This is a genomic window from Cytobacillus sp. (assembly GCF_964223445.1).
Classification (GTDB): Bacteria; Bacillota; Bacilli; order Bacillales; family Cytobacillaceae; genus Cytobacillus.
The window spans coordinates 1-11,799 of record NZ_CAXQGS010000121.1 but is presented as its reverse complement, the minus strand read 5'-3'; the positions used below and the strand labels follow the sequence as shown (position 1 = coordinate 11,799).

The 11,799-nt window shown below is 44.0% G+C and carries 13 protein-coding genes; all 13 read left to right on the top strand.

Annotated elements, in window-relative coordinates; genetic code table 11:
• Positions 1-504: type III pantothenate kinase (locus tag ACEQ1T_RS20525; protein ID WP_370224509.1), on the top strand; the 504-nt coding region annotated here is incomplete at its 5' end.
• 164 nt (positions 505-668) lie between these two features.
• Positions 669-1,547 (top strand): Hsp33 family molecular chaperone HslO, encoded by an 879-nt coding sequence (hslO, locus tag ACEQ1T_RS20520; RefSeq protein ID WP_370224507.1) that lies wholly within the window; start codon positions 669-671, stop codon positions 1,545-1,547.
• A gap of 107 nt (positions 1,548-1,654) precedes the next feature.
• Entirely contained in the window at positions 1,655-2,521 is an 867-nt protein-coding gene (locus ACEQ1T_RS20515; RefSeq protein WP_370224505.1) for a peptidyl-prolyl cis-trans isomerase, read from the top strand.
• Positions 2,522-2,718: 197 nt separating this feature from the next.
• Positions 2,719-3,648 (top strand): cysteine synthase A, encoded by a 930-nt coding sequence (cysK, locus tag ACEQ1T_RS20510; protein WP_206845841.1) that lies wholly within the window; start codon positions 2,719-2,721, stop codon positions 3,646-3,648.
• A 234-nt stretch (positions 3,649-3,882) separates the two neighbouring features.
• Positions 3,883-5,298 carry an aminodeoxychorismate synthase, component I gene (pabB, locus tag ACEQ1T_RS20505; RefSeq protein WP_370224503.1) on the top strand — a complete coding sequence of 472 codons (1,416 nt, stop codon included), beginning with the start codon at positions 3,883-3,885 and terminating at the stop codon, positions 5,296-5,298.
• A complete protein-coding gene (gene pabA / locus ACEQ1T_RS20500; protein ID WP_370224501.1) occupies positions 5,295-5,888 on the top strand; it encodes an aminodeoxychorismate/anthranilate synthase component II in 594 nt (197 codons plus the stop codon). Before pabB ends, pabA begins: the two co-directional genes overlap by 4 nt.
• Before the next feature lie 3 nt (positions 5,889-5,891).
• A complete protein-coding gene (gene pabC, locus ACEQ1T_RS20495; protein WP_370224498.1) occupies positions 5,892-6,749 on the top strand; it encodes an aminodeoxychorismate lyase in 858 nt (285 codons plus the stop codon).
• An 11-nt stretch (positions 6,750-6,760) separates the two neighbouring features.
• Positions 6,761-7,597 (top strand): dihydropteroate synthase, encoded by an 837-nt coding sequence (folP, locus tag ACEQ1T_RS20490; protein WP_370224497.1) that lies wholly within the window; start codon positions 6,761-6,763, stop codon positions 7,595-7,597.
• Positions 7,590-7,952 carry a dihydroneopterin aldolase gene (gene folB / locus ACEQ1T_RS20485; protein ID WP_370224495.1) on the top strand — a complete coding sequence of 121 codons (363 nt, stop codon included), beginning with the start codon at positions 7,590-7,592 and terminating at the stop codon, positions 7,950-7,952. The genes folP and folB overlap by 8 nt, the downstream gene beginning before the upstream one ends.
• Positions 7,949-8,476 carry a 2-amino-4-hydroxy-6-hydroxymethyldihydropteridine diphosphokinase gene (gene folK / locus ACEQ1T_RS20480; RefSeq protein ID WP_370224494.1) on the top strand — a complete coding sequence of 176 codons (528 nt, stop codon included), beginning with the start codon at positions 7,949-7,951 and terminating at the stop codon, positions 8,474-8,476. The genes folB and folK overlap by 4 nt, the downstream gene beginning before the upstream one ends.
• A complete protein-coding gene (locus ACEQ1T_RS20475) occupies positions 8,428-8,643 on the top strand; it encodes a helix-turn-helix domain-containing protein (RefSeq protein ID WP_053433216.1) in 216 nt (71 codons plus the stop codon). Before folK ends, ACEQ1T_RS20475 begins: the two co-directional genes overlap by 49 nt.
• Before the next feature lie 41 nt (positions 8,644-8,684).
• Complete coding sequence (dusB, locus tag ACEQ1T_RS20470) at positions 8,685-9,686, top strand: tRNA dihydrouridine synthase DusB (RefSeq protein ID WP_370224492.1); 1,002 nt, start codon at positions 8,685-8,687, stop codon at positions 9,684-9,686.
• Positions 9,687-9,896: 210 nt separating this feature from the next.
• Entirely contained in the window at positions 9,897-11,387 is a 1,491-nt protein-coding gene (lysS, locus tag ACEQ1T_RS20465) for a lysine--tRNA ligase (RefSeq protein ID WP_370224491.1), read from the top strand.
• The last annotated feature ends 412 nt before the right edge of the window (positions 11,388-11,799 follow it).

Genomic DNA, 11,799 nt, shown 5'->3' with positions numbered 1-11,799 from the left:
AAGACAGGCTTAAACATTAAGTACGAAAATCCGAGGGTAGTTGGTGCAGACCGTATCGTCAATGCAATAGCAGCTATTCATGAATATGGAAGCCCGTTAGTCATTGTCGATTTTGGAACAGCCACTACTTATTGCTATATCAATGAAAATAAGCAATATATGGGTGGTGCAATTGCTCCGGGAATCGGAATCTCGACCGAGGCTCTTTACTCCCGTGCAGCTAAGCTTCCAAGAATAGAAATTGCCCGTCCTGATCATATTGTCGGAAAGAATACCGTATCTGCCATGCAGGCTGGGATTTTATATGGTTATGTTGGCCAGGTTGAAGGTATAGTAAAAAGAATGAAAGATCAGGCATCGCAAAAGCCTACTGTCATTGCCACTGGGGGTCTTGCAGGCCTAATTGCGCAGGAATCGGATATCATTGATGTCGTGGATCCATTTTTAACTTTAAAGGGTCTACAGATTATTTATAAACGAAATATGGAAACCATAAAAAAATAGGACGAAAGCTTTGAAAAAGCCGCAGACTTTATAAGAGGTTTTCTGGAAGTTAAGTATGTGTAAACTTTATGAACTTCGAAAATTGTCTAGCGCAAGCAGCCTACCCCCTCTAAGGTGTCGGGGGTGGGCAAGTCGCTTCCGCTTTTCGTAGAAAGGAGCAAAAAATGAACGATTACCTAGTAAAAGCACTTGCATATGATGGACAAGTCCGTGCATATGCATCCCGCACTACCGAAACAGTTGGAGAGGGCCAGCGCAGGCATTATACATGGCCAACCGCTTCAGCGGCATTAGGGAGATCCATGACGGCGGGCGTTATGATGGGCGCCATGCTGAAGGGCGATAACAAACTGACTATCAAAATCGAAGGCGGCGGTCCAATTGGCGCCATCCTTGTAGACAGCAATGCTAAGGGAGAGGTGCGCGGCTATGTAACAAACCCTCAGACGCACTTCGATCTTAATGAGCAGGGCAAGCTTGATGTGCGCCGCGCGGTCAGCACTGAAGGGACGCTGACTGTAGTGAAGGACATTGGAATGAGAGAGCACTTCACAGGACAGGTTCCGCTGGTTTCCGGAGAACTTGGAGAGGATTTCACCTATTACTTTGTTACTTCTGAACAGGTGCCTTCTTCCGTTGGAGTTGGTGTTCTTGTTAAACCTGACAATTCAATTCTTGCTGCTGGGGGATTTATTCTCCAGCTTATGCCGGGAACCGATGAAGAGACGATTACTTTAATTGAGAACAGACTGAAAGAAATTCCGCCTGTATCCAAATTGATCCAGCAAGGATTAAAGCCTGAAGAACTACTGGAAACAATACTTGGCAAAGACAATGTGAAGTTCCTTGAGAAGCTTCCTGTCTCTTTTACTTGTACATGTTCAAAAGAGCGTTTTGCCAATGCAATCATCAGCCTGGGTAAAGAGGAAATCCAGCAAATGATCGATGAAGACGGCCAGGCAGAAGCATCCTGCCATTTCTGTAACGAGAAATACCACTACACTAAAGAAGAACTCGAAGAATTAAAGAACGAAGTAAAGTAATAAACTTGATAAAGCGTCTGCCTAAAGCTTTTAGGCTCCTGAAAGAAAAGGATGCTGAGGCTCGGGGCTCAGCGGGGCGCTTGCGCTTTTCTTAGGGGGAGGAGCACTTGGAAAAGAGACAGCTTTTTATGATCATTGCCGGTTTGGTGCTGCTGAACCTTATCACATTGTCCTTTTTGCTTTTTAAAGGCGATGGCAGCGGGGAAGCAGTTGCAAAAGTCGGCAGAGACAAAATCACTCGCCAGGAATGGATGAGTGAAATGGAAACAAAGTACGGGAAAAGTACATTAAGTGAATTAATTGATCAGAAGGTCATTGAAGAAGCAGGGAAAAAATACGGGGTGAAGATCTCTGATAAGGCTGTAGATCTTGAACTGAAAATGGTCAAGACCATGTATGGCGGCAATTTTACCGATGAAATGAGCGAAGACAAGTGGCGCAGGCAAATCAGAAATAATCTTATTCTTGAAGAACTGCTGACTGCTGATGTCTCCGTCTCAGAAGAAGAAATGAAAAGTTACTATGAGCAAAACAGCAGTCAGTTCCAAGTTCCGGATACTTATCACATCTCTCAGATTATCATTAAAACAAAAGAAGAAGCGGAACAGACATTGAGGGAACTGGATGAAGGCTCGAGCTTCTCTGTGCTGGCGATGGAACGGTCAATCGATGAATTTACCGCAAGCCTGGGGGGGAATGCAGGGTATGTCAGTGATGATGATGAACACATACCGGCAGAAGTACTTGAACAGGTTAAAACTCTTAAGCCCGGCAAGTGGACCAAGCCGATCAAAACGGAAAATGGATATGCGGTTGTGATGCTTCACGAGCATTTAAAGGGAGAAAATTATTCCTTTAAAGAAGTGAAGAGTATGATTCGCCGCCAGATCGCTCTTGAGCAGATGGATGTTCCTGTCTCTGCCAAGCCGTTTTGGAAAGAAGCAAAGGCTGAGTGGTTTTACGGTGAGCAGTAAAGAAAAAAGCACGGAGGAGTTCCGTGTTTTTTTTTCTGTATATATTGAGTATCATGTATAAAAGTGGGTAGTTTAAATATAATGACAAAAGTATGAATTTTCTTTTAAATAGCAATCAAATTCATTGACATTCCCAATGGAAATTGGTAAATTTGTATTAAACCAATAAAAATAGTCGGATATGAGGAGTGGGGAAAATGGTGCGTGTAGCAAATTCAATCGCAGACCTTGTTGGCCAGACGCCAATTGTGAAACTAAACCGTTTAGCTGATGATAATAGTGCAGATGTTTATCTGAAATTGGAGTACATGAATCCTGGAAGCAGCGTGAAAGACCGTATTGCCCTGGCAATGATCACTGCCGCAGAGAAAGATGGAAGCCTTAAACCGGGTGATACCATTATTGAACCGACAAGTGGAAATACAGGAATCGGATTAGCGATGATTGCAGCAGCAAAAGGCTATAAAGCGGTTCTTGTCATGCCGGAGACGATGAGTATGGAGCGCCGGAATTTACTGCGTGCATACGGTGCAGACCTTGTACTCACACCTGGACCGGAAGGAATGGGCGGTGCGATCCGCAAGGCACAGGAATTGGCAAAGGAAAATGGCTATTTCGTTCCTCAGCAGTTTGAAAACCCTGCGAACCCTGAAATTCACCGTTTAACAACAGGACCTGAAATTACAGAGCAAATGGGCGACCAGCTGGATGCATTTATATCCGGAATCGGTACAGGCGGAACGATTACAGGTGCCGGCCAAGTGCTTAAAGAAAAATATAAAAACATCAAAATTTACGCAGTTGAACCAACCGATTCTCCTGTATTATCAGGCGGAAAGCCGGGTCCTCATAAAATTCAGGGCATTGGAGCAGGATTTGTACCGGATACCCTAGATACAAAGATTTATGATGAAGTGATTCAAATTACAAACGATGAGGCATTTGATTATGCCCGCCGCGCGGCCAAGGAAGAAGGAATCCTAGGAGGCATTTCCTCTGGTGCGGCGATCAGTGCGGCCCTAAAAGTTGCCAAAGAGCTTGGAAAAGGGAAAAAAGTTCTGGCCATTATCCCTAGTAACGGCGAGCGTTACTTAAGTACTCCTTTATACCAATTTGAAGCTGAATAATGATATGACAGCGGTCTCCAATGGGCCGCTGTTTTTTGTTGTATAGGAAACTGCAAAATTGAACGATGTAAATAACTCTGTGTAAGAGTGTCTGCTCCAGCTACAGCGCCTACCCCCTCGAGGTGTCGGGGGTGGGCAAGGCGCCTCTGCTTTTGTTTCCTGCAATAAAAATTATGAAAGCACGCCCTACATCATGTATGATGAAAAAAGAGAAATATATAGGGGTGACATTCATTGAAGCAGCTTCACATCCATGCAAAAAAAATACCTTATACATATAATCGGTTTTTCCGCCAATACCGCTTGCTGTCGAAGGGATTGGCGCATCATGTTCTGCTTGAAAGCGGACGTGGCGGCAGGTACAGTATCGCAGCCTTTGAGCCGGAAGCTATTTTAACAGGCAAAAATTCAGAACTTGAAATTGTAAGAAACGGCGAAAAACAGGTGCTAGAAGGCAACCCCCTTCATTTGATGCAGGAATGGCTGAATGACTATAAAGCAGAAAAGCTCGATGAACTTCCTGACTTTCAGGGAGGAGCAATCGGGTTTATCAGCTATGATTACGCACGTTATATCGAAAAGCTTCCAAATGAGGCTCAAGATGACCTGCAGATACCTGATATTCATTTTTTTATTTATAAAGAATGCTTTGTCTTTGACCATGAAACCGAAGAGCTCTGGCTGATTTTCTTATACGAAAAAGGGGAAGATCACTCGATTGAGGAACGGGCAGAGAACTGGGAGCAAAAATGGAAGAGTGAAAGTAAGGAGCCTTCTGTGAAAGCGGAATACAATCAGGCAGAAAATACACTTGGTGTGTCCATGAATGAAGAAGAATTCATGGCTGCTGTCAGGAGTATTCAGGAATATATTTCACAGGGAGATGTCTTTCAGGTAAATCTCTCGGTACGCCAAAGCCAGCCAATTCATAATCAGGCAATGGATGTATACGAGCAGCTTAGAGCGTTAAACCCGTCTCCATACATGGGGTATTTTCACACGCCGGGGTACCAGCTTGTCAGCGGATCCCCGGAACTGCTGATTAAGAAAAAAGGAAACACCGTCAGCACGCGGCCGATTGCCGGGACAAGGTCCCGCGGGAAGGACCATGAGGAGGACCTCAAACTTGCCAGTGAACTGATTGAAAATGAGAAAGAGCGTGCAGAGCACGTGATGCTGGTTGATCTGGAGCGAAATGACCTGGGAAGAGTCTGCAAATATGGGACAGTTGAAGTGGATGAGTTCATGGTCATTGAAAAATACTCACATGTGATGCATATCGTCTCCAATGTAAAAGGAGAGCTTGCAGACGGGAAGAGTGCTGTTGATATCATTGACGCTGTGTTTCCTGGAGGGACCATTACAGGGGCCCCAAAGGTGCGGACCATGGAGATCATTGAAGAGCTTGAACCGGTCACAAGAGGCCCATACACCGGCTCTCTTGGCTGGATCAATTTCAGCGGCGACCTGGAACTGAATATCATCATCCGGACCATGCTTGTTAAAGAAGGACAGGCCCATGTGCAGGCAGGTGCCGGCATTGTTATTGACTCCAATCCTAAAAATGAATATAAAGAGTCGCTGAAAAAAGCAATTGCTCTTTGGAAAGCAAAAGAACTCGTAGAACTGGCAAAAGGGGATCAGCTATGATTTATATGATCGATAATTACGACTCTTTTACGTATAATCTCGTACAATATCTCGGTGAATTAGGTGAAGAGCTGGTTGTAAAAAGAAACGATGAAACGTCTATTTCTGAAATTGGCAGTTTGCAGCCAAAGTTTTTAATGATCTCTCCGGGTCCGTGCAGCCCAAATGAAGCAGGCATCAGCCTGGAGGCCATTGAAGCTTTTGCAGGAAAAATACCTGTCTTCGGCGTTTGTCTGGGACATCAGTCGATTGCTCAAGTATTTGGCGGTGATGTTGTGCAGGCAGAGCGGCTCATGCATGGAAAAACCTCTGACATTTTTCATGATGGAAAAACAATCTTTAATGGTTTGCCCAATCCGTTTCCTGCCACCCGCTACCATTCGCTGATTGTAAAAAAGGAGACTCTTCCAGATTCCCTTGAGGTTTCAGCCTGGACAGCTGAAGGGGAAATTATGGCCATTCGCCATAAGGAGCTTCCTGTGGAAGGTGTCCAATTCCATCCGGAGTCAATTATGACAACGGCTGGAAAGGAACTTCTTCATAATTTTATTCAGCATTACAAAACTTCACTGCAGACAGAGGGGATGTAAACCTTGTATATATACATGAATGGTGAAGTTATCAGGAAAGAGGAGGCCAGGATCTCTCCTCTTGATCATGGTTTTTTATATGGTTTGGGGCTGTTCGAAACCTTCCGTGTCTACAATGGTCATCCTTTTTTACTGGATGACCATCTGGAGCGGCTGAACTGGAGCCTAGAAGTTCTAAAAATCGATGCAAGCTATAAAAGAGAACAAGTGCTTGGAGCGCTGGAAATGCTTCTTGAAAAAAACGGATACAACAATGCCTATATCCGGATGAATGTGTCAGCGGGAAACGGAGAAATTGGCCTGCAGACAGCTCCATACACAAGACCGAATACGATCCTTTTCTCCAAGCCGCTTCCCCAAAGGAATACGGGTGCAGAAAAGCAGGCAGTGCTGCTGAAGATTCCCCGCAATACACCAGAAGGGACAGAACGCCTGAAGTCCCATCATTATTTAAATAACATTCTGGCTAAAAAGGAAGCGGGAGACGACCCTGGCAAAGAAGGGATCTTTTTGACAAAGGAAGGTTTTTTGGCAGAAGGGGTCACTTCTAACCTATTCTGGATTAATGGAGGCCATTTATTTACTCCCTCGCTTGAATCTGGCATACTTAACGGCATTACCCGAAGATTTGTGATCAGGCTTGCAGAGAAACTGGAGATGAATGTGCAGGAAGGCATGTATAGGCCGGAAGCTATATTGGGGGCAGATGAAGTTTTTGTAACGAACTCTATTCAGGAGATTGTACCGATTTGCTCATTTGATGGCCTTCCCATGCCGGGACTTTCCGGCAAAAAAACAAGAGAGCTCCAGCTTCACTATGAAAATCACTGTGAACACTTATGGAGCAGGTATGAACTGTAGGAGGATTCATAATGTCTAAAACAACAATTCAGTGTGGGCCATATAGATTGGATTACGGAAAGAAAACCATTGTAATGGGAATTTTGAATGCAACGCCGGACTCCTTCTCGGATGGAGGCAAATACAGTCATCAGGATCTGGCAGTTAAGCATGCCCTGAAGATGGTTGAAAATGGAGCAGATATTATTGATGTCGGGGGAGAATCAACCCGCCCGGGATTTGATCCGGTGCCTGCAGCGGAAGAGCTGAAGCGTGTTCTTCCTGTCATTGAGGCGATTTCAAAGGAAGTAGATGTTCCGATATCAATTGATACCTATAAAGCTGAAGTCGCCAGGCAGGCCGTTGAAGCTGGGGCTCATATTATCAATGATGTCTGGGGTGCCAAAGCGGATCCTCAGATGGCATCAGTCGCAGCGGAAACGGGAGCGCCGATTATCTTAATGCATAACCGCAAAGATATGGAATACACTTCATTTTTCCGTGATGTCCTGAATGACCTGTACGAAAGCATCGCTCTTGTAAAGTCAGCCGGGGTTAAAGACGAGAACATTATCCTGGACCCTGGCATCGGTTTTGCCAAAGACTTAAATTATAACCTGCAAATGATGAGAGACTTGGACAAGCTAGTTGCCATTGGGTATCCTGTACTGCTTGGAACATCGAAAAAGCGGATGATCGGAACCATCCTGGACCTTCCGGTAGAGGAAAGAACGGAAGGAACAGGGGCAACAGTCTGCTACGGCATTCAAAAAGGCTGCCAGATGATCCGCATCCATGATGTAAAGGAAATGAGCCGAATGGCGAAAATGATGGACGCTTTAATGGGAAAAGGTGAATATAATGGATAAAATCTATATAAACCGAATGGAGTTTTATGGCTACCACGGTGTTTTTCCTGAAGAAACACGGCTTGGCCAGCGCTTTGCTGTAGACCTTACCGTGGAAGCAGACCTGAAAAAAGCCGGGGAAACAGATAATCTTAATGACTCCATTAACTATGGCGAGCTGTATGCAGTATGCAAAGAGGTTGTGGAAGGAAAGCCCTTTAAGCTGGTTGAAGCTGTAGCAGAAAAGCTGGCAGCTGAACTTCTTTCGCGTTTTCCGCTGATTCTGCAGCTGACTGTCAAAGTAATCAAGCCGGATCCGCCTATTCCTGGCCATTATCAATCAGTTGCCATTGAAATTGCGAGAGGCAGATCATGAAGAATTCCGCTTTTATTGCACTTGGCTCAAATATCGGCAGCCGGTTTGAACACTTGAAGGAAGCCGTTGGGATGATTAATCAGCTTCCGGTTACTGAAGTGGTAAATACTTCTTCTATTTACGAAACCGACCCGGTTGGGTTTGAAGATCAAGAACAATTTTTAAATATGGCTATTCAAATTTCCACAGGATTAAAGCCTTTTGAATTGCTGGATGCATGCCTTGATATAGAATTAGAACTTGGAAGAAAAAGGGAAATTCATTGGGGCCCCCGGACAATAGACCTTGACATTTTGCTGTATAATCACGAAAATATTGAAACAGAGAAGCTTATTGTTCCTCATCCTCGGATGCATGAAAGAGCGTTTGTCCTTGTTCCTCTTTTAGAGGTTGATTCCAGCATCAGGCTTCCGAAGATGGAGAGGCCCTTAATTTCAATACTGGATGCTATACCTGACAGAGAGGGAGTACGGATATGGAAGCAGAAAAATGGGGAAGACGTATTCGCGCTTTTCGAAAATTAAAAGGATTTACGCAAGAAGGGTTTGCGAGAGAGCTGGGTGTATCGGTTTCAATATTGGGTGAAATTGAAAGAGGAAACCGCATGCCTGCACCGGCTTTAATTGAGCAGATCGCTCTGGCGCTTAAAGTAACACAGGAAGAATTAGCTCCAAGGCAGGAGCACGATTAATATATACGTTTGAATATTTTAAAAGGAGGTGGGTGCAATTTATGTTCAAAATTGGCGATATCGAGTTGAAAAACCGTGTTGTACTGGCTCCGATGGCCGGAGTGTGCAACTCGGCTTTCCGGCTGACTGTAAAAGAATTCGGTGCCGGTCTCGTGTGTGCTGAGATGGTCAGCGACAAAGGCATTGTCTCTAAGAATGAAAGAACTATGAATATGCTTTATATTGATGAAAGAGAAAAGCCGCTAAGCCTGCAGATTTTCGGAGGCGAAAAAGAAACGCTTGTAGAAGCAGCGAAGTTTGTTGATAAAAATACAAATGCAGATATCATCGACATTAACATGGGATGCCCTGTCCCTAAAATCACTAAATGTGATGCAGGTGCCAAGTGGCTCCTTGACCCGGATAAAATTTATGAAATGGTTTCTGTTGTAACGGACGCTGTCGAAAAGCCTGTTACTGTGAAAATGCGCATGGGCTGGGATGAAGATCACATTTATGCTGTAAAAAACGCTCAGGCTGTTGAACGCGCCGGCGGTAAAGCTGTAACCCTTCACGGACGTACGCGTGTCCAAATGTATGAAGGGAAAGCAAACTGGGATATCATTCGCGAAGTGAAGCATAACATTAACATCCCGCTTATCGGAAATGGTGATGTGCAGACACCGAAGGATGCCAAGCGTATGCTGGATGAAACAGGCTGTGACGGTGTCATGATCGGACGTGCTGCTTTAGGAAACCCATGGATGATCTACCGCACAGTCAAATACCTTGAGACTGGTGAATTAATGGGCGAGCCTTCTGTGCGCGAAAAGATTGAAGTGTGCATTCTTCACCTGGACCGACTGATTTCACTAAAAGGCGAATTTATCGCTGTCCGTGAAATGAGAAAGCATGCAGCATGGTACCTTAAAGGAATCCGGGGCAATGCGAAAGTCCGCAATGCGGTTAACGAATGTGATACGAGAGAAGATCTTGTTACATTGCTGAACGCTTTGGTTATCGATGCAGAAGAAAAGGAAAGAAGCCAGACACAGGCTGGATAAGCGACGTAAAGTTTGACAGGCTGTCATTCTTTGCCTATAATACTTTTGATAAAAGGAAACTGCCAGTGCATGAACTGGCAGTTTTTATTCTATTTAAATATTTAGGATGTCTGATTTACTCACTTTGTGTAAAATAATAGTGATATACATTTTTGAAGGATCGCAGAATTGTGCGTACATAAAAAGATTTACAAAATGGAGATGATTTCAGTGAGCCAGAGTCATGAAGAATTAAATGACCAGTTAAAAGTAAGACGCGAGAAAATGAACAGCTTGCGCGAACAGGGAATGGATCCTTTCGGGAAACGTTTCGACCGTTCACACCAAAGCATAGAATTAATTAAGCAGTACGGTGATCTTGAAAAAGAAGAAATAGAAGAAAAGAATGTTTCTGTCACGCTGGCAGGCCGTATTATGACAAAGCGCGGAAAAGGGAAAGCCGGATTCGCTCATATACAAGATCTATCTGGACAAATTCAAATCTACATCCGCAAAGATGCAGTTGGGGAAGAGAGCTATGCAATCTTCGAATCTGCCGACCTGGGGGATATCATTGGGGTCAGAGGTACACTCTTTAAAACAAAGGTAGGCGAACTTTCTGTTAAAGCACAGGAATTTGACCTTCTGACAAAATCCCTGCGTCCACTTCCGGATAAGTTCCACGGACTTAAAGACGTTGAGCAGCGTTACCGTCAGCGTTACCTGGATCTAATTATGAGCGAAGAAAGCAAACAGACTTTCATCACAAGAAGCCGTATTATCCAATCTATGCGCCGCTACCTAGACAGCCACGGCTACCTTGAAGTTGAAACACCTATGATGCATTCCATTGCAGGGGGAGCATCTGCACGCCCATTTATCACTCATCATAATGCGCTGGATATGGAACTTTATATGCGTATCGCGATTGAGCTTCATCTGAAGCGCCTAATTGTGGGCGGCCTTGAAAAGGTATATGAAATTGGCCGGGTATTCCGTAATGAAGGTGTATCAACACGTCACAATCCTGAATTCACTATGATTGAATTGTATGAAGCTTATGCTGACTATAGGGATATCATGAGCCTGACAGAAAATCTTATTGCCCACATTGCCCAGGAGGTTCTTGGAACAACTACTGTGCAGTACGGTGAGTACGAAGTGGATCTAAAGCCTGAATGGAAAAGGCTTCATATGGTAGATGCCATTAAGGAATACACAGGGGTAGACTTCTGGAAAGAAACAAGCAAGGAAGAAGCCCAGCAGCTTGCCAAAGAACACGGTGTTGAAATCAAAGACAATATGGAATATGGACATATTGTTAACGAATTCTTTGAGCAGAAGGTTGAAGAGAAGTTAATTCAGCCTACATTCATCTATGGACATCCTGTCGAGATTTCACCGCTTGCTAAGAAAAATGAAGAAGATCCACGCTTTACTGATCGATTTGAATTATTCATTGTAGCCCGCGAGCATGCGAATGCCTTTACTGAGCTGAATGATCCGATTGACCAGCGCGAACGTTTTGAAGCTCAGCTGAAAGAACGTGAAGAGGGCAATGATGAAGCTCATATGATGGATGACGACTTTATTGAAGCTCTTGAATACGGCATGCCGCCAACTGGCGGACTTGGCATTGGGATCGACCGCCTGGTCATGCTGCTGACAAACTCTCCTTCTATTAGAGATGTCCTGTTATTCCCGTTAATGCGCCATCGTTAATATCTATAAATCAAGACAGAGTACAGCGCGTGCTCTGTCTTTTTTTGTTTTATATTGAGGAATTAGGATGTAAGATCTGCATAAATGATGCTTTTTTTTGAGCAGAATAATGGGAATATTTTTTCTTTCATTTTTACGGATAAAAAAGAAAAAAACATATTGCATGTTGTCCTGCAAGGTGATATATTTATATTCGTTGCTGCGAGACAGTGACTTATAAAAAAAGATTTTAAAAAAAGTTATTGACTCGGATTACTGAATCTGATAAGATAATAAAGTCGCCTTTGAGCGGCGGATTGATCTTTGAAAACTGAACGAACAAAAACGTCAACGTTAATTCTTTAGTCTTTTTTGAAAAGACAACTTATGAGCTTAATCAACTCTTATATGGAGAGTTTGATCCTGGCTCAGG

Coding starts and splice junctions, on each gene's coding strand:
- folB (WP_370224495.1), top strand. CDS start 7,590: ATGGATAAAATCTATATAAACCGAATGGAGTTTTATGGCTACCACGGT.
- dusB (WP_370224492.1), top strand. CDS start 8,685: ATGTTCAAAATTGGCGATATCGAGTTGAAAAACCGTGTTGTACTGGCT.
- pabA (WP_370224501.1), top strand. CDS start 5,295: ATGATTTATATGATCGATAATTACGACTCTTTTACGTATAATCTCGTA.
- ACEQ1T_RS20475 (WP_053433216.1), top strand. CDS start 8,428: ATGGAAGCAGAAAAATGGGGAAGACGTATTCGCGCTTTTCGAAAATTA.
- folK (WP_370224494.1), top strand. CDS start 7,949: ATGAAGAATTCCGCTTTTATTGCACTTGGCTCAAATATCGGCAGCCGG.
- hslO (WP_370224507.1), top strand. CDS start 669: ATGAACGATTACCTAGTAAAAGCACTTGCATATGATGGACAAGTCCGT.
- cysK (WP_206845841.1), top strand. CDS start 2,719: ATGGTGCGTGTAGCAAATTCAATCGCAGACCTTGTTGGCCAGACGCCA.
- folP (WP_370224497.1), top strand. CDS start 6,761: ATGTCTAAAACAACAATTCAGTGTGGGCCATATAGATTGGATTACGGA.